Annotated in this window: 21 protein-coding genes; 18 read left to right on the plus strand and 3 right to left on the minus strand. The window is 61.5% G+C overall.

What is annotated here, in order from left to right; genetic code table 11:
- Positions 1 to 11: 11 nt before the first annotated feature.
- Positions 12 to 305, minus strand: coding sequence for a hypothetical protein (locus BZK31_RS15925; RefSeq protein ID WP_083183920.1), 294 nt, complete (start codon positions 303 to 305; stop codon positions 12 to 14).
- A gap of 212 nt (positions 306 to 517) precedes the next feature.
- Here BZK31_RS15925 and pbpC point away from each other — a divergent pair, with 212 nt between their 5' ends.
- Positions 518 to 2,830: a peptidoglycan glycosyltransferase PbpC gene (gene pbpC, locus BZK31_RS15930; RefSeq protein WP_083183921.1), complete on the plus strand. Its 2,313-nt coding sequence runs from the start codon at positions 518 to 520 to the stop codon at positions 2,828 to 2,830.
- A gap of 18 nt (positions 2,831 to 2,848) precedes the next feature.
- On the opposite strand, the gene BZK31_RS15935 is transcribed toward pbpC, so the two are convergent.
- Positions 2,849 to 3,256 (minus strand): response regulator, encoded by a 408-nt coding sequence (locus tag BZK31_RS15935; RefSeq protein ID WP_083183922.1) that lies wholly within the window; start codon positions 3,254 to 3,256, stop codon positions 2,849 to 2,851.
- 85 nt (positions 3,257 to 3,341) lie between these two features.
- Positions 3,342 to 3,530, minus strand: coding sequence for a Flp family type IVb pilin (locus tag BZK31_RS15940; RefSeq protein ID WP_083183923.1), 189 nt, complete (start codon positions 3,528 to 3,530; stop codon positions 3,342 to 3,344).
- 359 nt (positions 3,531 to 3,889) lie between these two features.
- Here BZK31_RS15940 and cpaB point away from each other — a divergent pair, with 359 nt between their 5' ends.
- From cpaB to purH, 17 genes are all read left to right on the plus strand, one after another.
- Complete coding sequence (cpaB, locus tag BZK31_RS15945; RefSeq protein ID WP_083183967.1) at positions 3,890 to 4,858, plus strand: Flp pilus assembly protein CpaB; 969 nt, start codon at positions 3,890 to 3,892, stop codon at positions 4,856 to 4,858.
- A gap of 20 nt (positions 4,859 to 4,878) precedes the next feature.
- On the plus strand, positions 4,879 to 6,129 hold the full coding sequence (locus BZK31_RS15950) for a type II and III secretion system protein family protein (protein WP_083183924.1): 1,251 nt from the start codon (positions 4,879 to 4,881) through the stop codon (positions 6,127 to 6,129).
- Complete coding sequence (locus BZK31_RS15955; protein ID WP_083183925.1) at positions 6,126 to 7,316, plus strand: CpaE/TadZ family protein; 1,191 nt, start codon at positions 6,126 to 6,128, stop codon at positions 7,314 to 7,316. The genes BZK31_RS15950 and BZK31_RS15955 overlap by 4 nt, the downstream gene beginning before the upstream one ends.
- Entirely contained in the window at positions 7,316 to 8,572 is a 1,257-nt protein-coding gene (locus tag BZK31_RS15960) for a TadA family conjugal transfer-associated ATPase (protein ID WP_083183926.1), read from the plus strand. The genes BZK31_RS15955 and BZK31_RS15960 overlap by 1 nt, the downstream gene beginning before the upstream one ends.
- An 18-nt stretch (positions 8,573 to 8,590) precedes the next feature.
- Complete coding sequence (locus BZK31_RS15965) at positions 8,591 to 9,475, plus strand: type II secretion system F family protein (RefSeq protein WP_083183927.1); 885 nt, start codon at positions 8,591 to 8,593, stop codon at positions 9,473 to 9,475.
- 1 nt (position 9,476) lies between these two features.
- Positions 9,477 to 10,361, plus strand: a complete 885-nt coding sequence (locus BZK31_RS15970) for a type II secretion system F family protein (protein ID WP_083183928.1) — start codon at positions 9,477 to 9,479, stop codon at positions 10,359 to 10,361.
- A gap of 28 nt (positions 10,362 to 10,389) precedes the next feature.
- The gene (locus BZK31_RS15975; protein WP_083183929.1) at positions 10,390 to 11,130 is read left to right on the plus strand and encodes a tetratricopeptide repeat protein; all 741 of its coding nucleotides are present in this window, start codon (positions 10,390 to 10,392) and stop codon (positions 11,128 to 11,130) included.
- Positions 11,127 to 11,402 carry a DUF3613 domain-containing protein gene (locus BZK31_RS15980; RefSeq protein WP_083183930.1) on the plus strand — a complete coding sequence of 92 codons (276 nt, stop codon included), beginning with the start codon at positions 11,127 to 11,129 and terminating at the stop codon, positions 11,400 to 11,402. Before BZK31_RS15975 ends, BZK31_RS15980 begins: the two co-directional genes overlap by 4 nt.
- A gap of 113 nt (positions 11,403 to 11,515) precedes the next feature.
- Complete coding sequence (locus tag BZK31_RS15985) at positions 11,516 to 13,300, plus strand: protein-disulfide reductase DsbD (RefSeq protein WP_083183931.1); 1,785 nt, start codon at positions 11,516 to 11,518, stop codon at positions 13,298 to 13,300.
- 128 nt (positions 13,301 to 13,428) lie between these two features.
- Complete coding sequence (gene aroQ, locus BZK31_RS15990) at positions 13,429 to 13,881, plus strand: type II 3-dehydroquinate dehydratase (protein WP_083183932.1); 453 nt, start codon at positions 13,429 to 13,431, stop codon at positions 13,879 to 13,881.
- A gap of 80 nt (positions 13,882 to 13,961) precedes the next feature.
- Positions 13,962 to 14,423 (plus strand): acetyl-CoA carboxylase biotin carboxyl carrier protein, encoded by a 462-nt coding sequence (gene accB / locus BZK31_RS15995; RefSeq protein WP_083183933.1) that lies wholly within the window; start codon positions 13,962 to 13,964, stop codon positions 14,421 to 14,423.
- 17 nt (positions 14,424 to 14,440) lie between these two features.
- Positions 14,441 to 15,784: an acetyl-CoA carboxylase biotin carboxylase subunit gene (accC, locus tag BZK31_RS16000; protein WP_083183934.1), complete on the plus strand. Its 1,344-nt coding sequence runs from the start codon at positions 14,441 to 14,443 to the stop codon at positions 15,782 to 15,784.
- 125 nt (positions 15,785 to 15,909) lie between these two features.
- Complete coding sequence (gene prmA, locus BZK31_RS16005; protein ID WP_083183935.1) at positions 15,910 to 16,788, plus strand: 50S ribosomal protein L11 methyltransferase; 879 nt, start codon at positions 15,910 to 15,912, stop codon at positions 16,786 to 16,788.
- 24 nt (positions 16,789 to 16,812) lie between these two features.
- Positions 16,813 to 18,162, plus strand: a complete 1,350-nt coding sequence (locus BZK31_RS16010) for a DUF3426 domain-containing protein (RefSeq protein WP_083183936.1) — start codon at positions 16,813 to 16,815, stop codon at positions 18,160 to 18,162.
- A 317-nt stretch (positions 18,163 to 18,479) separates the two neighbouring features.
- Complete coding sequence (gene dusB, locus BZK31_RS16015) at positions 18,480 to 19,493, plus strand: tRNA dihydrouridine synthase DusB (RefSeq protein WP_083183937.1); 1,014 nt, start codon at positions 18,480 to 18,482, stop codon at positions 19,491 to 19,493.
- On the plus strand, positions 19,490 to 19,810 hold the full coding sequence (fis, locus tag BZK31_RS16020; RefSeq protein WP_002555375.1) for a DNA-binding transcriptional regulator Fis: 321 nt from the start codon (positions 19,490 to 19,492) through the stop codon (positions 19,808 to 19,810). The genes dusB and fis overlap by 4 nt, the downstream gene beginning before the upstream one ends.
- A gap of 81 nt (positions 19,811 to 19,891) precedes the next feature.
- On the plus strand, positions 19,892 to 21,496 hold the full coding sequence (gene purH, locus BZK31_RS16025) for a bifunctional phosphoribosylaminoimidazolecarboxamide formyltransferase/IMP cyclohydrolase (RefSeq protein ID WP_083183938.1): 1,605 nt from the start codon (positions 19,892 to 19,894) through the stop codon (positions 21,494 to 21,496).
- Positions 21,497 to 21,636 lie beyond the last annotated feature (140 nt).

Genomic DNA, 21,636 nt, shown 5'->3' on the forward strand with positions numbered 1-21,636 from the left:
GGTTCGATGAGTCAGTGGATGATCCAGCTCAGCAGCCACAGGCCCAGTGCCAGCCAGATGATCCCGAGGATGATCGACGCACGCATGAAGGCGCGAATGGCCGAGTACAGCAGCATCAGCCCGATGATCAGTGCGACGATGCTGATCAGCGAGGTGTCCATGCCCAACGTACGCGACAGACCATCGACGAAATTGCCGCCCGCATGGGTGAATCCATTGAACAACCACGCCAGGCCATCGACGAAGAAGCGAATCACCGCTCCGATTGCCTGCCCTAGCCATTCAAAAAAGCCTTCTACCTGCATATGTCCATCCTGATTGGGGCCATGAATAAAAAGATCTGTGCGCTTTGGCTGTCGCCAGGCGTGTCAGGTTCCGTGGATCATAAAGGCTCTTTGCATTGAAACCTGAATTTCTTGTGCGCCTTGCACAGAACCTCAAGCACCGGACACACGCCGTTGTTACGGCCAGAACGTCCAGACAGGGTTCGTCACGCGGTTCACGGCTCTACCGGGGTTTGCGCTGGGCCGCCTGTTCGCTGTTGCTGGTGATCGCCCTGCTCTGGCTGGCCGACCGTATCTGGCCGTTGCCGCTGCCCAAGGATGACCTCGCTCGCGTGGTACTGGCCGAGGACGGCACGCCCTTGTGGCGCTTTGCCGACGCCAACGGTGTGTGGCGCTACCCGGTCAGCAATGAACAGGTGTCGCCGTATTACCTCGAGGCGCTGCTGACGTACGAAGATCGCTGGTTCTACAGCCACCCCGGCGTCAACCCGCTGGCACTGGTGCGCGCCACCTGGCAGAACCTCAGCGGCGCACGAGTGGTATCGGGCGGCAGCACGCTGTCGATGCAAGTGGCGCGCTTGCTTGATCCGCACTCGCGCACCCTGCCCGGCAAGCTGCGTCAGCTGTGGCGCACCGCGCAGTTGGAATGGCATCTGTCCAAGGACCAGATCCTCGGCATCTACCTCAATCGCGCTCCGTTCGGCGGCACGCTGCAAGGTGTGGCGGCCGCCAGTTGGGCGTATCTGGGCAAATCACCGCACAATCTCACTCGTGCCGAAGCCGCGCTGCTGGCGGTGTTGCCGCAGGCGCCGAGCCGTCTGCGTCCGGATCGACACCCGCAACGGGCACAGGTCGCCCGGGACAAGGTACTCAGGCGTCTGGCCGACTTTCAGGTCTGGCCGCAAGGCCGCGTAAATGAAGCGCTGGAGGAACCGCTGTGGCTGGCACCGCGTCAGGAACCCAGCCTGGCCCCGCTGCTGGCCCGCCGCCTGAACCGACCGAACAGCCCGCCGCTGATCCGCACCACGCTGGACGCCAGTCTGCAACGGCGCATGGAGGACTTGCTGATGGGCTGGCGGGCGCGTCTGCCGGAGCGCACCTCGGCCGCCATTCTGGTGGTCGAGGCCGACACCATGGCAGTGCGTGCCTACGTCGGCTCGGTGGACATCAACGACGCCAGGCGCTTCGGCCATGTAGACATGGTCACGGCGATGCGCTCACCGGGCTCGACGCTCAAGCCATTTTTGTACGGCATGGCGATGGACGCCGGTTTGATCCACTCCGAATCGCTGCTGCAAGACGTACCGCGTCGCTATGGCGACTACCGGCCGGGCAACTTTTCGACCGGTTTCGGTGGGCCGGTAGCGGCCAGCTCGGCGCTGTCGATGTCGCTCAATCTGCCTGCGGTGCAACTGCTGGAAGTCTACGGCCCCAAACGCTTCGCCGCCGAGTTGCGCAACGGCGGCGTACCGCTGACTCTGCCGCCCCTGGCCGAACCCAGTCTGGCGCTGATTCTCGGTGGCGCGGGCAGTCGTCTGGAAGATCTGGTCGCCGGTTACAGCGCTTTCGCCCGCGGCGGGCGCAGTGCCGACGTGCGCCTGCAACCGCAGGACCGGTTGCGCGAACGGCGGATGATGTCGCCGGGGGCTGCGTGGATCATTCGGCGAATCCTCAGCGGTCAGTCACGGCCCGACATCGACCCGCGTGCCGAGCTGGTGCAGCGCCCGCAACTGGCCTGGAAGACTGGCACCAGCTACGGCTTCCGAGACGCCTGGGCAATCGGCGTCGGACCGCGCTTTCTGGTGGGTGTGTGGATTGGCAGGCCGGATGGTACGCCGGTGCCGGGGCAATTCGGGCTGGCCTCGGCCGCGCCCTTGATGCTGCAAGTGCACGACGTGCTGGTCAATCGCGACAGCCAGCGTGGTATCGCAGCGCCAGTGCAGCCAGTGCCGGTGAATGTGGGCGTGGCCGCCATCTGCTGGCCGTTGGGTCAGCCGATGAGCAAGAACGACTCGAACTGCCGTCGCCAACGCTTTGCCTGGACGCTTGACGGCACCACGCCGCCCACGCTGCAAGCCGCCGACCAGCCACTGGGGCTGGGGTTGCAGGAGCGCGTCTGGATCAATGCCAAAGGACTGCGCGTGGCGGCCGGTTGCCCGGATGCGCAATCGCACGACATCGCCCTGTGGCCCGCGCCACTGGAGCCCTGGTTGCCACGGGCCGAACGGCGTGAGGCGCGCCTGCCTGCCGCCGACCCGCACTGCCCGCCGCAGAACCTGAATCTGGCACCGCCGTTGAGCATTGTGGGCGTGCGCGAAGGCGACAATCTGCGCCTGCCCGCAGCCAGCCGTCAGGCGCTGCGACTCAGGCTGTCGGCGCTCGGTGGCAGTGGTCGGCGCTGGTGGTTCATCGATGGCACGCAGGTCGCCGACACCGACAATCAACAGGACTTCACCCCGACGTTGAGCAAAACGGGACGCTATCAACTGAGCGTTCTGGACGAGAGCGGTCAGACCGCACGCCTGGAATTCAGCGTGGTGGATTGAGCGATTGCTCAGCGATGGCTACTGAACCTGGAAGACTTTCGGCTCTGGAAACAGGTTGTTGAGGGTTTCCAGCAGGCGAACGTGGTAGATGGGTTTGCGAAACAGGTCCAGCACCTGCAGTCGCAGCATGTCACTGACGTCATCCATATCGGCATGGCCTGAAGTCACGATCACGGGCAGATGCTGGCGCGAGGTGTGATCGCGCAGGTGGCGGATCAGCTGGATACCGCTTTCCTCCGGCATGCGCAGGTCGGTAATCACCAACGCAATATCCGGGTGCAGGGTCAATTGCTGCAGGGCCATTTTGACCGACGACGCCGTGAAGCAGCAGAACCCCTCGCCTTCGAGCAGTTCTGCCAACTCTTCATTGGCGTCCTCTTCGTCATCGACCAGAAGCAACTGTTGGCGGGTAGGCTGGACGGCCATCATGGATACCTTTGACCATTAATCATTGTGAGCAGGATATCCAGATTTTACCGTGCGAAAAAGGGCCTGGCGGACAAAGCCAGGGTCACAGCGCGCCCTGGATATTAGTAAACATTGTGGTGATCCTGCCGCTAATGCCGGGCACAAACGCCACCAGTGCCACGGCCACCATCGCCGCCAGCAGCGCGTACTCGATACCTGAAGCCGCTTCTTTGTCCTTGATAAAGGATCTGACGCGGGTGAAACACTCAACATACAGCGCTATAAGGAACATCTTATTTCTCCTTGCGCCATTAAAAGGCGCGACATGCGCAACACATGTGAAACCGGCTGCACCTACAGCATTGTCTCCATTCCCTTAACTCACAATCGTAATAAAGCATTAGTCGCAAAGTAATAAGCCCTGCGTGAGTCCAGCGCTTGACGATGCCTGTACGCGCTGGCACACCAACCCCGTAAAAAGCCTCAGGAACACAATAAGACGAAGGTGGTGGCAATTTCCTACATTACCGAATGGCGTTTTAAGTGCGTTGGGCTACTTTCATAGAACGAATGGATGAGTTCATCCTTGCCCTCTTGCGCCGTTCACGCAGTGGTTCGAGGTTGTTGCGCGATGACAAAGGGAACGTTGCCATGAGCAGTCGCATCACCATGGTGCTCGCTGTGCTGTTTTTGCTCGGCGCCATCATTGCCGGGTATCTGGGGATCATCGTCAGCAGGCAGCCCGAAGCGCCGCCACCCGAAGCCGCACCGGCGTCTACTCCGGAAGCTGTGGCATCCACCGTTCAAGCGCGTGCGCCAACGCCCGTTCCGGTGGAAGACGCCATGCGCCAGAGCGTTGTGGTGTTGGCCCGCGATATACCCGCGTACACGCCTGTCACCGCCGAAGACCTGACGGTTGAACGTCTCAAGGTCGCGCCGGTGGGCAGCTTCAATTCGATCGACCAAGTCGTGGGTCGCACCGGTTGGCGCACGCTGAAAGCAGGCACCTGGTTGAACGAAGACAGTTTCGACGCCGGTGGCACACTGGCGCGCATGATCCGCCCACAGGAACGCGCGCTGGCGTTGTCAGTGGATGAAGTGATCGGCGCGGCAGGCCAGTTGAGCCCCGGCGATTATGTGGATGTGCTGCTGTACCTGCCCAACGACGCCGACAACCTTCATCGCTCCAGCCAGGTGGCCGTACCCGCACTGCGCGTCCTGAGCGTGGGTGAGCTGTTGGGACCGGATCGCGATGGCAACCCGGTCAACGCCGTCAGCGCCGACGAGCGCATCAAACAGGAAGAACGTCGCGCCACGGCCCGAACGGTGGTGGTGGCCGTACCGCAAACGCTGCTCGGCCGCCTGATGCTTGCCACCCAGAGCGGCGTCCTGCGTCTGGCCGTGCGCAGCGCCTCGGAAGGCAACCTGCAGGATTACTGGACCAGCGACAGCACCCGCAATGCGGTGGCTGAACGACTTGATTCAGCGAACCGCCAGATGGTCAGTTTCAGCCAGTTGAGCCTGACCCCGGCGGTCGCCCCCACACAGGTCGGCGCTTCCCGCGGGACACGTCCTGTCGAGGTGATACGCGGCAACCAGACCACGCAACAAACTCCCTGATCGAGCAAGGATTGCCTTTGATGAGCTGTTGTTCCGTGCCAGTTACAAAATGCAGGTTGCTGGCTTTGCTAGTGACGGCCCTGTCCACCCAAACGGTCTGGGCCGCGTCCGGCAAGTGCGCCGGGCTTGCCGCGCTGCCTGCCGTGGTGGAAGTCAGCCAGGGCGTGCAACAGAACGTCCAGTCGACGATGGCCATCACGCGCATTGCCGTGGGCGACCCGAAGATCGCTGACGTGCATGTGAGCAGCAACGACGGCTTTCTGCTCACCGGCGTCGCACCGGGCACGACCAGCCTGATGGTCTGGACGGACTGCTCCACGACACCCCGGCAGAGCATGGTGTTCGTGCGTGGCCGGGCGACGGCGTCCATGGTGGACGCCTCGCCGCTACCCTCTGGCGAGGCGCAACTGCCCAGCCAGGTGCAAACCGACATTCGCTTCGTTGAAGTCAGGCGCAGCAAGCTCAAGGAAGCCAGCACTTCGATCTTCGGCAAAGGCTCGAACAACTTTCTGTTCGGCGCCCCCGGCACGGTAGCGGGCATAAACGTCACGCCCGGAACCGTAAGCGCCACACGGCCGAGCATCCCGCTGAACAACGACACTTTCAACATCGTCTGGGGCGGCGGCAGCAGCAAAGTGCTGGGCATGATCAACGCCATGGAAAACAGCGGCTTTGCTTACACCCTGGCACGCCCCAGCCTGGTGGCACTGAACGGACAGAGCGCGAGCTTTCTGGCCGGTGGCGAATTCCCGGTGCCGGTGCCCAATGGCGAAGGCAATGGTATCTCCATCGAATACAAGGAATTCGGCGTGCGTCTGACCCTGACGCCCACAGTGGTCGGCCGCGACCGGATAGTGCTCAAGGTCGCCCCGGAAGTCAGCGAGCTGGATTTCACCGCTGGCATCACCATCGCAGGCACTGCTGTGCCCGCTCTCAATGTTCGCCGCACCGACACCAGCATCTCGCTGGCCGACGGGGAAAGCTTCGTGGTCAGCGGCCTGATCAGTTCCAGCAATGTATCATCGGTGGACAAGTTTCCCGGACTGGGCGACATCCCGATTCTGGGCGCGTTCTTTCGCAACTCGCAGATCCAGCGCGATGAGCGCGAACTGTTGATGATTGTCACCCCGCACCTGATTCAACCGCTGGCCGCCGACGCCCAATTGCCCTCCCTGCCCGGCGAAGGCCTGCGCAACTACGACCCCAGCTTTCTGCGCATGTATTTCCTGGAGAACGGCGACTTCGACCGCCGTGGCGGGTTGTCCCAATGAGCCAGAGCCTGAGCCAGACATTTCTGGCAATCACCCGCAACACCACCGACCTGGAATGGCTGCAAGGCGCGCTGGGTTCGCTGGGCCAGGTGGTCAGCGCCGGCAGCGGCAGCCTGGACGACCTGCTGGCGCTGGTCGACGTTACGTTCGCCAGCGTGGTGTTCGTGGGGCTGGATCGCGAGCACCTCATGAACCAGAGCGCGTTGATCGAAGGCGCGCTGGAAGCCAAACCGATGCTGGCGATCGTTGCACTGGGCGACGGCATGGACAACCAGTTGGTGCTCAATGCCATGCGCGCCGGAGCGCGGGATTTTGTCGCCTACGGCTCGCGTTCCAGTGAAGTGGCCGGTCTGGTGCGACGCTTGAGCAAACGCCTGCCCGCCGTTGCGCCGAACCCCAACATGAGCGGGCTGTCGGTGCTCTACGGCGCACAAAGTGATGGGGACGGCGCCTTGATTGCCACGCACCTGGCCATGGTCGTGCAGAAGGCCGGGCAACGCACCCTGTTGCTGGATTTGGGTTTGCCGCGTGGCGACAGCCTGGCGATGCTGGGTCTGGAATCGTCGTTCAGCTTTGGCGATGCCCTGCGCCACCTGCGCCGCCTCGACGCGACGCTGATCGACAGCGCTTTCACCACCCATGAGAGCGGCCTGCGAATACTGGCCTACACCGAAGCCGACGATCATCTGGAACAATCCAGCGCCGCCGAGCTGTACATGTTGCTCAGTGCGCTGCGTCAGCACTTTCAACACGTGATCGTGAACCTGGTCGGTCAGCCCGACAGCGAGGCATTGCGTACGCTGGTCAGCCACTGTGACCAGTTGCTGTGGTACGCGGACCAGAGCGTGCTGGGCTGTCGACGCAATTTGAACACGCTCAGTCTGTGGCGCGAAAAAGGCATGAAGCTTCAGCACGCCGGGCTGCTGGTCGACCGCTATCTGCGCTCGGTCGCGCCCAATTCGGACACCATCGGCAAGACCTTCGGCCTGCCGGTCCGCGCTGTGCTGCCTTACGCGCCGGAACTGCGCCTCAACGCCAAGAATCAAGGCGTGACGCTTTTCGAACTGGCCTCACGCGACTCGCTGTGTTCCGGTTTGCGCAGACTGGGCGAGCACCTGGCACACCATTCCGAAGCCCAGGACAGACCCGATCAGGGCTGGCTGGCCCGACTGTGGGAGAACAGGTAATGCCGGAAAAACTGTTTGGCATCTCGTCACGCTCGCAAAGCAGCGCCGACGACGGGCAAGGCCTGAAACTGGTGCTGCACCGCTACATCATCGACGGCATTGAAGAGAGCGGCAAAAACCTGCTGGAAGGCTCGCGGCCGGTGCTGGCGCAATTCGTCATCGACAAGGTGGCCGAGTACGTCGCAAGGCTGAGACTGGCCATTTCACGTTATGAAATGGAGCGTCTGGCGGAAGAACTGGTCGACGAACTGACCGGTTTCGGCCCGCTGGAAGTGCTGCTGCGTGACGACTCGGTGACGGAAATTCTGGTCAACGGGCCGAGCAAAGTGTTCGTGGAGCGCGACGGCGTGCTGCATCACACCGACCTGCGCTTCATCGATTCCCACCACGTCGAGCGCGTCATGCAGCGCATTCTCGCGCCGCTCGGACGCAGGCTCGACGAATCTTCGCCGATGGTGGATGCACGTCTGCCCGATGGCAGCCGGGTCAACGCCATCATTCCGCCGATTGCGCTGGACGGGCCTTGCCTGTCGATCCGGAAGTTTCGCCGCGAGATGTTCAAAAGCGCCGACCTGGTGGCGATGCAGACCATCGATCAGCCGATCTTTGATTTCTTCGCCGAAGCCGTGGGCAAGCGTTGCAACGTGCTGGTCAGCGGCGGCACCGGCACCGGCAAGACTACGATGCTCAACGTGCTCAGCCAGTTGATCGACACCCATCAGCGTCTGGTAACCATCGAGGACGTCGCCGAACTGCAGCTCAATCACCCGCACGTCGTGCGCCTGGAAACCCGTCCGCCCAATGCCGAAGGCCACGGCGAGGTGCGCGCCAGCGACCTGATCCGCAACTCGCTGCGGATGCGCCCCGACCGCATCATTCTCGGCGAGATCCGTGGCGTCGAAGTGCTGGACGTGCTCACGGCCATGAACACTGGCCACGATGGCTCGATGAGCACCGTGCACGCCAACAATGCCCAGGATGCCCTGCTGCGTCTGGAAACCCTGGTGGGCCTGACCGGACGGCAGATTCCGGAAAAGACCCTCAGGCAGATGATCTGCGCAGCGCTCGACGTGATCATCCAGTTGACCCGCCTGCCAGATGGCCGCCGTGCGGTCAGCGAGGTGGTGGAAGTGGTCGGCATCCGCGATGACGTCTACGTCACCAACACCCTGTTCCGACTGGATCGGCGTACCGGTATCGGCTTTCAGCGCGAGGCGATCCATGCCGCCGGTGAAAAACTGCGACCCGGTTATTGAGGATCAGGAGGCCGTGACATGAGCGCATCATTATGGCTGGCAATCATCGCCGTGCTGCTGCTCGGCGCTGCGGCCTGGCTGTTCCTCCTGGCGCTGAGCCGGGGCGACAGCGAGCGCGTGATGCAACGCCTGATCGCAGGCCAGGTCCAGCCAGTCGTGGAAAAACCCGGCTGGACGTACCTGGATCGGGCCTTTCTGCGCGCCGGGCTTGGCCATCCCACCGAACGGTATGGCCTGGCGCTGACGATTTGGGCAGTGATGATGCTGATCGGTTACCTCGGTTTCGACTGGCTGGGCGCCGTGACCGTGCTGATCGGCGTGCCCTTGCTACTGCGCCTGTTCGTTTCATGGCGCTACAAGAAACGGGTGCGGCGCATGGTCGAGCAATTGCCGCAGTTGCTCGATCACACGGTGCGCAGCCTCAAGTCCGGCAGAACCCTGGCCGACGCAGTGCTGCACGGCATCGAGGCCGCCGACCAGCCGCTACGCGACGGCATGCTCCGTATCGAGCGTAACGTGCAACTGGGCATCGGCCTGCCGGACGCCGCGCAGGATTTCGCCGAGTTGTATGAGCGCGACGAGTTTCACCTGTTTGCACTGGGCTTGCGGGTCAACCACCGTTACGGCGGCAACGCCAGTGAACTGATGGAAAACCTGATCCGGCTGATTCGCGAGCGGGAACAGGCCAGCCGCCAGCTGCGCGCCATGACCGGGGAAACGCGCATGACCTCGGTGGTACTGGCGCTGCTGCCGGTGGGCATGGCCGGGTACTTTCTGGCAGTCAACCCGACTTACCTGATTCACATGTGGAACGATGGCGGCGGCCGGGTCATGTTGCTGGCGGCGTTCATCCTGCAGGTGGTCGGCTGCCTGGTGCTGTGGCGCATGCTGCGGAGTATCTGAAATGGCCATATTTTTCTGCGCATTGATGCTCCTGACCGCGGCGCTGCTGGTGCTCTCCAACATCGCCCGCCAGCGCCGCAGCGAGCGTCTGGTGGCCCAGCGTCTCAAAGGCAAGATCGTGCGCGAAAGCCGGATCGGCAGTTGGCTGCGGCTGTTGGGTGACACGCGGCTGGGCCAGCGCAGTGTCAGTCTGGACAGCGAGACACAACTGCTGCTCAACCGCATCGGTTGGCGGCGAGCCAGCAAGCGCTCCCTGTACGCCGCCTGCCAGATTGGCGTGCCTATCGGTCTGGTCACGGTGGTCGTGCTGGCTCAGACGCTGTTCTTCAAAGAAGTCACGCAACCGCTGGTCGCCCCCATGTTCGCGCTGTGCATCGGCTACCTGCTACCGAAAAGAATCCTGGCCGCTTATGCCAAGGCCCGTCAGAAACGCGTGGTGGTGGAAATTTCGACGTTCATTCCGCTGCTGCGCATTCTGTTCGAATCCGGCATGGCGGTGGAGCAGGCATTGCGCGTGCTCAGCAGCGAGGGCAAGGACCTGCTGCCGGTGTTGTCCGAAGAGATCCGCGTGATCCTGATCCGGGTCGACTCAGGCCTGGAACTGGGCGAGGAGCTGCGCAAGGCCTCGGTCCTGCTGGCGGTGGACGAGTTCAGCGATACCTGCGTGATCCTCAACCAGTTGATTCATCAGGGCGGCGGAGCGTTGAAATCACTGCTGGCCCTAAAACAATTGATTGACGACCGCCGCCTGACCCGCCTGCAGGAGTACATTTCCAAACTGTCGGCGAAGATGTCGGTGGTCATGATGGTCTTTCTGTTCCCGGCCCTGCTGATCGTGCTGGCGGGCCCAAGCTTCATCGCCCTGAGCCGTGCCCTCGGTGGTTGACGCTCATGCTGTTCAAGGAAGAAACACAATGAAAGCAGTCATTACATTAATCGGTATGTTGGTGCTCGGCGGTTGCGCCAGTGACGGCAGCGCGCTGTGGATGCAGGGCTCGAACCAGATCGCCAGTTGCCCCAAGCTGACTTCGGATCAGGAGTTCGCCCTGAATCTGGCCCAGAACATGGCTGACGAGGGGCGCCTGCACGCCAGCCTCGCCAATCTGGAAGGCCTGCCGGACACTCTGGGAGAAGTGCGTCTGCGCAAGGCCCGCGTATTGCGATTGTTGGGCAGCAACGAAGCCGAGCCCTTGTACCGCAGCCTGCTCGGCACCTGCCGGGCCGCACAGGGTGAGCACGGACTGGGCCAGTTGGCGGCGGCGCGTGGCGACAATGTCCAGGCGCAAGAGCATTTGCTGCGGGCCAGCAAGCTGGAACCCACCGACGAAAAAATCCGCAATGACCTGGGCGTGGTCTATCTGAATCAGCTGAAGCTCGAACAGGCACGATTCCAGTTCCTGACCGCCATGGAACTCAAACAGTCCGACACACTGGCAGCGGTGAATCTGGTCACCCTGCTGATCTATCAGGACAACTGGACCAAAGCCGCCGAACTGGCGTCCCGCGCAGGCCTTACGCCTGAGCAGATCACCGGCGCCACTGCCCGCGCAGAAAAGCTCAAGGTCGCCGCCAACCGGCCTGCGGTCTTGAAGAAACCCCAGGTCGCAGCGGTGCTCGACCAAGACGAACGTCCAGCCAGTGGAGTACGCCCATGAAAAACCTTGTGATGTGCGCCGCCCTGCTGGCGGCACTGGCGTCAGACGCGCTGGCCACAGATGCCCGCGGTGCCGCCGACCAGCCTCGTCAGACTCAAACCGAAACCTGGCTGCAATTGCAGGCCAAGGGCTCGGCGGCCTCGAGCATTCCTCAGACCAGCACGCCAGCCGAGCGCGACCTCAGCCTGCAGCGGTGGCTTGACAGCTACAAGCACGAAATACCGCCGTTCTATGACCAGGAGGCAGGTGGCAAGATTTCTTCCGGCAAGTAGGCTGCGTCCTTCAGCACGGTCCTGAAACTGGCTCTTACAAACCTGACTGCAGCACCCGGTCAAGCACTCCGTTATCATGCGCGGACTTTCGAGCTCCGAGATTCTGGACTGCCATGCGCCGTTTGCTATGCCTGATGCTGTTGATTCTGACCTTGCCTGCCTTTGGCGCGGGCCTGCTGGAAAATCGTCCGGCCGCCACGCTGGGCGGCGCGAGCCTCGATAACAGCAAGGATTTCCTGCCCGTCCGTCAGGCCTTCCAGTTGAGCCTGATCGAGACCACTGCGCAATCGATCAAGCTGCGCTTCGTCGCCACTGAAGGCTATTACCTGTACCGCCATCGTTTTCAGTTCCGCACCGAGCCGTCCGACATCGGCCTGGGCGCAGCGCAGTTGCCTGAAGGCGAGAAGAAACACGACGAGTACTTCGGTGACGTGGAGGTCTATCACGGCATTCTGGACATCGACCTGCCGCGTAAGCCCGGCGAGGAACGCCCTTTCACTCTCGCAGTGACCTATCAGGGCTGCGCCGATAAAGGCCTGTGCTACCCGCCTGAAACCGAACGCATCGATATCGGCGACGTGGCCGCCGGCCCGGCGCCCTCCACCCCGGTTGCCGTCGGCAAAACCGAATGGAGCTGGAAAGAGCTGGCGTTGTTCTTCCTCGCGGGTGTGGGCCTGACCTTCACCCCTTGCGTGCTGCCGATGCTGCCAATTCTGTCCGGCGTGGTCCTGCGCGGTCAGGTCGGCGGACTGCGCGGTTTGAGCCTTTCATTGGCTTACGTGCTACCGATGGCCGTCTGCTTTGCCTTGCTCGGCGCCCTGATGGGCATGTTCGGCGCCAGCCTCAACCTGCAGGCACGCCTGCAATCGGCATGGGTGCTGGTGCCGTTTTCGGCTTTCTTCGTCGTCTTCGCCATCGCCATGTTCGGGCTGTTCGAACTGCGTCTGCCGCAAGGCCTGAGCAATCGGCTGGACCGCATTGCAGGTAAGACCGAAGGCGGTTCGTTGTGGGGTGCTGCGGTTCTGGGCGTGGTGTCCAGCCTGCTGGTTTCGCCATGCGTTTCGGCTCCGCTGGCCGGTGCATTGCTTTACATCAGTGCCAGCGGCGATGCGCTGGGCGGTGCCTTGAAACTGTTCGCGCTGGGCCTGGGCATGGGCGCGCCACTGCTGCTGGTTGCCACGGGCGGCGCGGCCTGGCTGCCGAAAAGCGGTCCCTGGCTGGTCACGGTAAAAAACGCCATCGGCGTACTGCTGCTGGCTCTGGCCATCGGCTTGCTGAGCCGCATTCTGCCGGGACAGATCACCTTGCTGCTGGTCGGTTTGTTGAGTGCCGGCGTAGCGCTGTTCATGGGCACCCTGGAATTCACCGACAAAACGCCCCGTCAAAAGCTCGCTCAGCTCATCGGTCTGGTTCTATTGGTCTACGCTCTGGCATGCTGGTACGGCGCAATGACCGGCCAGACCGACCCCACACGTCCGTTGGGCCGCGCGCAAGCGACGGTCAGCAATGGTGCGGTAGCGTTGACGAGCAGTCAGTGGCAGACCGTCACCACCCCGGCGGAACTGGACCGGGCGTTCGACGAAGCAAAGCGCAATGGCAAGCCCCTGCTGATCGACTGGTACGCCGACTGGTGTATCAGCTGCAAAGTCATCGAACACGAAGTCTTGCCGGATCCCGGCGTGGTGCAACGGTTATCAGGCTACAGCCTGATCAAATTCGACATGACCGACAGCAACGCGCAACAACGCGCCCTGCTGGACCGCTACAAACTGTTCGGCCCGCCAGCGTTGCTGTTTTTCAATAAAAACGGCGAAGAACTGCAGGATGTTCGGGTCGTGGGGGAAATCGACGCTGCGGCGCTGATCGAACGCCTGAATGATGCAAATGACCAAATCTAGCCCCTGAGTCACAAACTTTGCGCGAATATCGCTCATCGTGCTGGCTACTGTTGTTAACTGGACAGTCCATTGCCCTTCCGGCATAGTCGCCGGGCGTAACCGCTCGCAGACAATAAAAGGACTACACAATGGCGACCCTTCTGGTTCTTCACGGACCTAACCTGAATCTGCTGGGCACTCGTGAACCGGGTGTCTATGGCACCGTCACCCTGCCCCAGATCAACCAGGACCTGGAACAGCGCGCCCGCGATGCCGGCCACCATCTGATGTACCTGCAAAGCAATGCCGAATACGAACTGATCGACCGCATTCACGCGGCACGCGATGAAGGCGTGGACTTTATTTTGATCAATCCGGCGGCTTTTACGCATACAAGTGTGGCAATACGTGACGCGCTGATGGGAGTGAGCATCCCATTCATCGAAGTGCATTTGTCAAACGTGCACAAACGCGAACCTTTCCGCCATCACTCCTACTTTTCAGATGTTGCTGTGGGAGTGATCTGCGGCCTTGGCGCCAGCGGTTACCGACTGGCCCTGGAGGCCGCCCTGGAACAATTGGCCGTTAGCTCCAGGCCATGAACGGTGCAGCCAGAAGCTGACCTCATGGCTTTGAACCGGCTGCCGAACTGACTTACAGACCCCTTGGGAGTTGATGATTGATGGATATTCGCAAAGTCAAGAAACTGATCGAATTGCTGGAAGAGTCTGGCATCGACGAACTGGAAATTCGTGAAGGCGAAGAGTCCGTACGAATCAGCCGTCACAGCAAGACGCCTGCACAGCAGTATTACGCGCCTGCCCCGGCACCCGCTCCGGTTGCTGCGCCAGTCGCTCCTGCTGCCGCTGCTCCAGCCGCTGCCGAGGCACCATCGGCCCCCGCGCTGAATGGCCACGTCGTCAAATCGCCAATGGTCGGTACGTTCTATCGCACCCCTGCGCCGACTTCGCCTGCATTCGTTGAAGTGGGCAAGACCGTCAAGGTCGGCGACACCATCTGCATCGTCGAAGCGATGAAAATGATGAACCACATCACGGCTGAAAAAGCCGGTGTGATCGAATCCATCCTGGTAGAAAACGGTCAGCCGGTTGAATTTGACCAGCCGCTGTTCACTATCGTTTGAACCGGGGAGAGCCTGCGATGTTGGAAAAAGTTCTGATCGCCAACCGCGGCGAAATTGCCTTGCGCATCTTGCGTGCCTGTAAGGAACTGGGCATCAAGACCGTCGCTGTACATTCCACGGCAGATCGCGAGTTGATGCACCTGGGCCTGGCGGACGAAACCGTCTGCATCGGTCCGGCACCCGCCAACCTGTCCTACCTGCACATCCCGGCCATCATCGCGGCAGCCGAAGTGACCGGCGCCACGGCGATTCACCCCGGCTACGGCTTCCTCGCGGAAAACGCCGACTTTGCCGAGCAGGTCGAGAAATCCGGTTTTGCCTTCATCGGCCCAAAAGCCGACACCATTCGCCTGATGGGCGACAAGGTATCGGCCAAGGACGCCATGAAGCGCGCCAAAGTGCCAACCGTTCCCGGTTCTGACGGCCCGCTGCCTGAAGACGAAGAAACGGCGCTGCGCATCGGCCGTGAAGTGGGCTATCCGGTGATCATCAAAGCCGCCGGTGGCGGTGGTGGTCGCGGCATGCGCGTGGTTCACAAGGAAGAAGACCTGATCGAAGCCGCCAGCCAGACCCGCGCCGAAGCGGCTGCCTGGTTCAGCAACCCGATGGTCTACCTGGAAAAGTACCTGACCAACCCACGCCACGTGGAAGTCCAGGTCATTTCCGACGGCCAGGGCCAGGCGATCCACCTTGGTGATCGCGACTGCTCGCTGCAACGCCGTCACCAGAAAGTTCTGGAAGAAGCGCCAGCGCCGTTCATCGACGAACAGGCACGCAAGGACGTCTTTGCCGCCTGCGTGAAGGCGTGTATCGACATCGGCTATCGCGGTGCGGGCACGTTCGAGTTCCTGTACGAAAACGGCCGCTTCTACTTCATCGAAATGAACACCCGTGTTCAGGTGGAGCACCCGGTTTCGGAAATGGTCACCGGCATCGACATCGTCAAGGAGATGCTCAGCATCGCCGCCGGCAACAAACTGTCGTACACCCAGGATGACGTCGTCATCACAGGGCATGCGCTGGAATGCCGGATCAATGCCGAAGACCCGAAAACCTTCATTCCGAGCCCAGGTCTGGTCAAGCACTTCCACGCTCCGGGCGGCAACGGCATTCGTGTCGATTCGCACCTGTACAGCGGCTACAAGGTGCCTTCAAACTACGACTCGCTGATCGGCAAGCTGATCACTTGGGGTGCAACCCGCGAAGAAGCCATGGCTCGCATGCGCAATGCCCTGGATGAAATCGTGGTTGACGGGATCAAGACCAACATCCCGCTGCACCGTGACCTGACCCGTGATGAAGGCTTCTGCGAAGGCGGTGTCAACATTCACTACCTCGAGCACAAACTGGCCAATCAATAAGCCAGTGTATTTCAGAACGACGAAGCCGCAGTGATGCGGCTTTGTTGTTTGCACCGCTTGGAAGTAAACTTGCCCGCTTCTCGCGGCCAAGCCCGCACTTATTTTTGAATCGAAGGTAATCCGCCATGCCTTGGCTGCAAGTCCGTCTCGCCATCAGCCCAGAACAAGCCGAAACCTACGAAGACGCTCTTCTCGAAGTCGGCGCCGTGTCCGTGACCTTCATGGACGCTGAAGACCAGCCGATTTTCGAACCCGAACTCAACACCACGCCGCTGTGGACACACACCCACCTGCTGGCGTTGTTCGAAGCCGATACAGACGCCGAGATGGCCCTGGCGCACCTGCGCCTGCTGACCGACGCCGAACTGCCCGAACACACGGCCGAAGTCATCGAGGACCAGGACTGGGAACGCAGCTGGATGGACAACTTCCAGCCGATGCGTTTCGGCCAGCGCCTGTGGATCGTTCCGAGCTGGCATGCCGCCCCCGAGCCCGACGCAGTGAACCTGCTGCTCGATCCCGGCCTGGCATTCGGTACCGGCACGCACCCCACCACGGCCCTGTGCCTCGAATGGCTGGACGGTCAGGACCTCAAAGACTGCAACGTACTGGATTTCGGCTGCGGATCGGGCATTCTGGCCATCGCCGCACTGCTGTTGGGCGCCGGGCAGGCCGTCGGCACCGACATCGATGTGCAGGCACTGGAAGCGTCGCGTGACAACGCCGGACGCAACCACATCGCTGAAGAACGCTTCCCGCTGTATCTGCCCGAAGACCTGCCCCGCGAACCTGCCGACGTGCTGGTCGCCAACATTCTGGCCGGACCACTGGTTTCGCTGGCACCTGAGCTGGCAGAACTGGTCAAGCCGGGCGGACGTCTTGCACTGTCCGGCATTCTTGCCGAACAGGGAGAGGAAGTTGCCGCAGCCTATGCTGCTACATTCGATCTGGACCCGATCGCGAACCGTGATGGCTGGGTACGCATCACGGGCCGTCGCCGTTAACCGCCGCCTGAACCGGACCGCCGCATGACCGACAGCTTCGTCACCCAGTGCCCGCACTGCCAAACCAGTTTCAGAGTCAGCCACGCACAATTGAGCGTGGCGCGCGGCGTGGTGCGCTGCGGTGCCTGCCTGCAAGTCTTCAACGCAGCCCGGCAATTGCTGGAGCAGCGCACCGGCGACGAGCCTGAAACGCCCACGCAGGCCAGCGCGCCAGTGGTCGCCGAGCCACTCCGGCCTGCCCCGGCCGAGGCGCGGATACCGACAGCAGAGCCGCCGTCGCAGCCGCGTATCGAACAGGCCAAGGCCGTAGAGGAAGACGACGATCCATGGCAGGTCAGCGAAATGGACCTGGACAATCTGAACCTGGACGAAGAGCTGGCTCGCCTGGAAAAACGCGACAAGCCGCGAGCGGATAATTTCGAGCGTCAGGCTCATGAGGTCGAGCGTGACGATGACAGCCGACTGACAGCCCATCGCGACAGCGCTCAGAACGACGATGCGGTCTGGGTCGACACCCTGCACAACGACGACGTGAGTCATCTGCCCGAACTGCAGGCCGAAGTGGTCGATGAGCCTGAGCATTCTCCGGCCTCCGAACCCCCCTCGGGCAACGATCGCACCGAACCTTCCCTGTCGGCCGGACATCATCTGGACGACGATGACGAGCCCATGGCGCCAACCGTCAGCCTGCGCAAGCAGCCAGCGCCTGAAAAGACCGAGCGCTGGTCAGCGGTCGACGATGATGACCTGCATGACAATGCCGACGCGGATGACGAGCCGGAACCCGACCCGCGCAGCAAGCGCACCCGTAACGAACCCGCGGTGCGTGACCAGTCCCTGCTGGACCTGAGCGACGATCCGCTGCAACTGGACTGGCAACGACCCAAACCACGCTGGGGACGTCGCCTGGCCTGGAGCCTGCTGGTTATGCTGGCCCTCGCCGGCCTGGCAGGGCAATACATCTGGTATCACTTCGATCAGTTGGCGCGTCAGGATCAGTATCGCCCGTGGTTCCAGCAACTGTGCCCGCAGATCGGCTGCAAGGTGCCGTCGAAAGTCGACATCTCTCAACTCAAAAGCAGCAACCTTGTGGTGCGCAGTCACCCGGAGTTTCAGGGCGCGCTGGTGGTCGATGCGATCATTTACAACCGTGCCTCTTTTTCTCAGCCCTTCCCACTGCTGGAGCTGCGTTTTTCCGATACCAGTGGTCAGCTGATTGCCAGTCGTCGGTTCAAGCCAGGCGAATACCTGAGCGGCGAAATGGCCGGCAAGGAAGAGATGCCGCCACAGACTCCGATCCATATTGCGCTGGATATCCTCGATCCGGGTGCCAAGGCCGTGAATTACAGCCTCAACTTCCGCTCGCCCGAATAGCCATTCCAAATGACGCAGCCGTCTCGTGGCGGCTCGTCATGCAACCGCTTTGCACCGAAGAACGCAGCAGAATCGCGGAAGTTAACGGGTTAATCGCTCCAAAACCCGACTCTCGACGACCAAAAAGCAACTGTTCAGATTTTATCCAATTCAGCCTTTATCCAGTCATCGAGAGCGGGTATCATGCCAACCCTTTTTCAAACTCTCGGCTCGGCCTGACGGTTGCACAAGCAGCTGACTGGACGACCTGTTGTAGACCGTGTGAAACGGTTTTTTACACGGCCTGCGGATGATTCGGCCCCACTATAGGTAAGGCTATGTCGGCGGTACGCATCGGCCCATATACATTGCAGAACGGCTTGATTCTCGCCCCGATGGCGGGCGTCACTGACCAGCCTTTCCGTCAGCTGTGCCGCCAACTGGGCGCGGGGCTGGTGGTGTCGGAAATGGTGACCAGTGACATGAGCCTGTGGAACAGCCGCAAATCGCGGCTGCGCATGATCCACGAAGGTGATCCCGAGCCGCGCTCGGTGCAGATCGCCGGTGGAGATCCGCAGATGCTGGCGGATGCGGCGCGTGCCAATGTCGAACTGGGTGCCCAGATTATCGACATCAACATGGGCTGCCCGGCCAAGAAGGTATGCAACAAGGCAGCGGGTTCAGCGCTGTTGAAAGACGAACAGTTGGTGACCGAAATCCTGCACGCCGTCGTGGCTGCGGTCGATGTGCCGGTCACGCTGAAGATACGGACCGGCTGGGACCGGGAGAACAAGAACGGGCTCACGGTTGCGAAAATCGCCGAGCAGGCGGGCATTCAGGCGCTGGCAGTCCATGGACGAACCCGTGCCGATCTTTACACCGGCGAGGCCGAGTACGACACCATTGCCGCCATCAAGCAGGCCGTGTCGATCCCGGTGTTTGCCAATGGCGACATCGTTTCACCCGAAAAGGCCCGGTACGTGCTACAGGCTACCGGAGCGGACGGATTACTGATTGGCAGGGCTGCCCAAGGGCGGCCGTGGATTTTTCGCGAGATAGAACACTACCTGCGCACCGGAGAAAAACTCCCGGCTCTGCAGCTTGGCGAAGTGGAACGCATTCTGCTGGAACATCTGGCAGCGCTTCACCTGTTCTATGGCGACGTGATGGGCGTGCGAATTGCACGCAAACATGTCGGCTGGTATCTCGCAACCTTGCCGGGCGCCAGGGAGTTTCGCGCCCGATTCAATCGTTTGGAAGAGACGGAAGCACAGTGCGCCAACGTTCGGGAGTTCTTCAGCCAAGGCTGCAAGGGCCCGGATAACCAGAATGATAACGAGGTGGCCGCATGACGATGATGACCGAGACTTTAGTGAGTGGAACAACACCCGTGAGCGACAACGTCAATTTGAAACAGCACCTGAACACGCCGAGCGAAGAGGGCCAGACCCTGCGCGGGAGTGTCGAAAAGGCGTTGCACAATTATTTCGCCCACCTCGAAGGCGCATCCGTCACTGACGTCTACAACCTGGTGTTGTCGGAAGTCGAGGCTCCGCTTCTCGAAAGCGTGATGAATTACGTCAAGGGCAACCAGACCAAGGCCTCCGAGCTTCTGGGCCTCAATCGCGGCACGCTGCGCAAGAAACTCAAACAGTACGATCTGCTTTAAGCATTCAAAACAGAAAAGGCGACCCACCTGACCGCGGTCGCCTTTTTTTGCTGACTTCTTTTGCTTTTGATGGAAACCGAGATGACCGACCAGACTACCCGCCTGCCGATCCGCCGCGCTTTGATCAGCGTATCCGACAAGACCGGAATCCTCGAATTCGCCCGTGAGCTCGAAGCGCTCGGCGTCGAGATCCTGTCCACTGGCGGGACCTTCAAACTGCTCAAGGACAACGGCGTCGCGGCAGTTGAAGTGGCCGACTACACCGGCTTCGCCGAAATGATGGATGGCCGGGTCAAGACCCTGCACCCCAAGATCCACGGCGGCATTCTGGGACGTCGCGGCATCGACGACGCCATCATGAACGAACACGGTATCAACCCGATCGATCTGGTGGCGGTCAACCTCTATCCGTTCGAAGCGACCGTTTCCAGGCCCGGATGCGATCTGCCGACCGCGATTGAAAACATCGACATCGGCGGCCCGACCATGGTCCGCTCCGCCGCCAAGAACCACAAAGACGTCGCCATCGTGGTCAACGCCAGCGATTACGGTCAGGTGCTGGAAAACCTCAAAGCCGGCGGTCTGACCTACGCCCAGCGTTTCGACCTGATGCTCAAAGCCTTCGAGCACACCGCCGCCTACGACGGCATGATCGCCAACTACCTGGGCGGCATCGACCAGACCGCACAGACTCTGAGCACCGAAGGCCGCAGCCAGTTCCCGCGCACCTTCAACACCCAGTTCGTCAAGGCTCAGGAAATGCGCTACGGCGAGAATCCACACCAGAGCGCGGCCTTCTACGTTGAAGCCAAGCCTGCCGAAGTCGGCATCGCGACCGCTACCCAGTTGCAAGGCAAAGAACTGTCGTTCAACAACGTGGCCGACACCGATGCCGCGCTGGAATGCGTCAAGAGCTTCGTCAAGCCGGCCTGCGTGATAGTCAAGCACGCCAACCCGTGCGGTGTTTCGGTCTGCCCGGATGATGAAGGCGGCATTCGCCAGGCGTACGAGCTGGCCTATGCCACCGACGCCGAGTCGGCCTTTGGTGGCATCATTGCGTTCAACCGCGAGCTGGACGCCGAAACGGCCAAGGCCATCGTCGAGCGTCAGTTCGTTGAAGTGATCATTGCCCCAAGCGTCAGCGCTGAAGCGCAGGCCATCGTGGCCAGCAAAGCCAATGTACGCCTGCTGACCTGCGGTCAATGGAACGAGCGCGTGCCTGCCTGGGACTACAAGCGCGTCAACGGCGGCCTGCTGGTGCAGAGCCGCGACATCGGCATGATCACTGCCGATGACCTCAAGGTCGTGACCAAGCGCGCGCCGACCGAGCACGAGATCCACGACCTGATCTTTGCCTGGAAAGTCGCCAAGTACGTCAAATCCAACGCCATCGTCTACGCCAAGAACCGCCAGACCATCGGTGTCGGCGCAGGCCAGATGAGCCGCGTGAATTCCGCGCGCATTGCGGCCATCAAGGCCGAGCACGCCGGTTTGCAGGTGCAGGGTGCCGTCATGGCATCGGACGCGTTCTTCCCGTTCCGTGACGGCATCGACAATGCAGCCAAGGTCGGTATCACTGCGGTGATCCAGCCGGGCGGTTCGATGCGCGATGCAGAAGTTATCGCGGCCGCCGACGAAGCCGGCATTGCGATGGTCTTCACCGGCATGCGTCACTTCAGGCATTGATCGGGGCTGATTGACCTGCACCGTGGGAACGAATTGTCCGCGAAAACTGCATTCCAGGCCCGGCAGATGCTGCGGATGCAATTGCTCTTCGCGGACAAATCCGCTCCCACCCGGTATTCCACAGAATTAGCGTCATCGAG

The organism is Pseudomonas floridensis, assembly GCF_002087235.1.
In the GTDB taxonomy this organism is placed as follows: domain Bacteria; phylum Pseudomonadota; class Gammaproteobacteria; order Pseudomonadales; family Pseudomonadaceae; genus Aquipseudomonas; species Aquipseudomonas floridensis.

Excerpts from the sequence above, each read along its gene's own strand:
- BZK31_RS15925 (WP_083183920.1), bottom strand. The coding sequence starts at position 305 with ATGCAGGTAGAAGGCTTTTTTGAATGGCTAGGGCAGGCAATCGGAGCG.
- BZK31_RS15935 (WP_083183922.1), bottom strand. The coding sequence starts at position 3,256 with ATGGCCGTCCAGCCTACCCGCCAACAGTTGCTTCTGGTCGATGACGAA.
- BZK31_RS15940 (WP_083183923.1), bottom strand. The coding sequence starts at position 3,530 with ATGTTCCTTATAGCGCTGTATGTTGAGTGTTTCACCCGCGTCAGATCC.
- cpaB (WP_083183967.1), top strand. The coding sequence starts at position 3,890 with ATGAGCAGTCGCATCACCATGGTGCTCGCTGTGCTGTTTTTGCTCGGC.
- BZK31_RS15950 (WP_083183924.1), top strand. The coding sequence starts at position 4,879 with ATGAGCTGTTGTTCCGTGCCAGTTACAAAATGCAGGTTGCTGGCTTTG.
- BZK31_RS15955 (WP_083183925.1), top strand. The coding sequence starts at position 6,126 with ATGAGCCAGAGCCTGAGCCAGACATTTCTGGCAATCACCCGCAACACC.
- BZK31_RS15960 (WP_083183926.1), top strand. The coding sequence starts at position 7,316 with ATGCCGGAAAAACTGTTTGGCATCTCGTCACGCTCGCAAAGCAGCGCC.
- BZK31_RS15965 (WP_083183927.1), top strand. The coding sequence starts at position 8,591 with ATGAGCGCATCATTATGGCTGGCAATCATCGCCGTGCTGCTGCTCGGC.
- BZK31_RS15970 (WP_083183928.1), top strand. The coding sequence starts at position 9,477 with ATGGCCATATTTTTCTGCGCATTGATGCTCCTGACCGCGGCGCTGCTG.
- BZK31_RS15975 (WP_083183929.1), top strand. The coding sequence starts at position 10,390 with ATGAAAGCAGTCATTACATTAATCGGTATGTTGGTGCTCGGCGGTTGC.
- BZK31_RS15980 (WP_083183930.1), top strand. The coding sequence starts at position 11,127 with ATGAAAAACCTTGTGATGTGCGCCGCCCTGCTGGCGGCACTGGCGTCA.
- BZK31_RS15985 (WP_083183931.1), top strand. The coding sequence starts at position 11,516 with ATGCGCCGTTTGCTATGCCTGATGCTGTTGATTCTGACCTTGCCTGCC.
- aroQ (WP_083183932.1), top strand. The coding sequence starts at position 13,429 with ATGGCGACCCTTCTGGTTCTTCACGGACCTAACCTGAATCTGCTGGGC.
- accB (WP_083183933.1), top strand. The coding sequence starts at position 13,962 with ATGGATATTCGCAAAGTCAAGAAACTGATCGAATTGCTGGAAGAGTCT.
- accC (WP_083183934.1), top strand. The coding sequence starts at position 14,441 with ATGTTGGAAAAAGTTCTGATCGCCAACCGCGGCGAAATTGCCTTGCGC.
- prmA (WP_083183935.1), top strand. The coding sequence starts at position 15,910 with ATGCCTTGGCTGCAAGTCCGTCTCGCCATCAGCCCAGAACAAGCCGAA.
- BZK31_RS16010 (WP_083183936.1), top strand. The coding sequence starts at position 16,813 with ATGACCGACAGCTTCGTCACCCAGTGCCCGCACTGCCAAACCAGTTTC.
- dusB (WP_083183937.1), top strand. The coding sequence starts at position 18,480 with ATGTCGGCGGTACGCATCGGCCCATATACATTGCAGAACGGCTTGATT.
- fis (WP_002555375.1), top strand. The coding sequence starts at position 19,490 with ATGACGATGATGACCGAGACTTTAGTGAGTGGAACAACACCCGTGAGC.
- purH (WP_083183938.1), top strand. The coding sequence starts at position 19,892 with ATGACCGACCAGACTACCCGCCTGCCGATCCGCCGCGCTTTGATCAGC.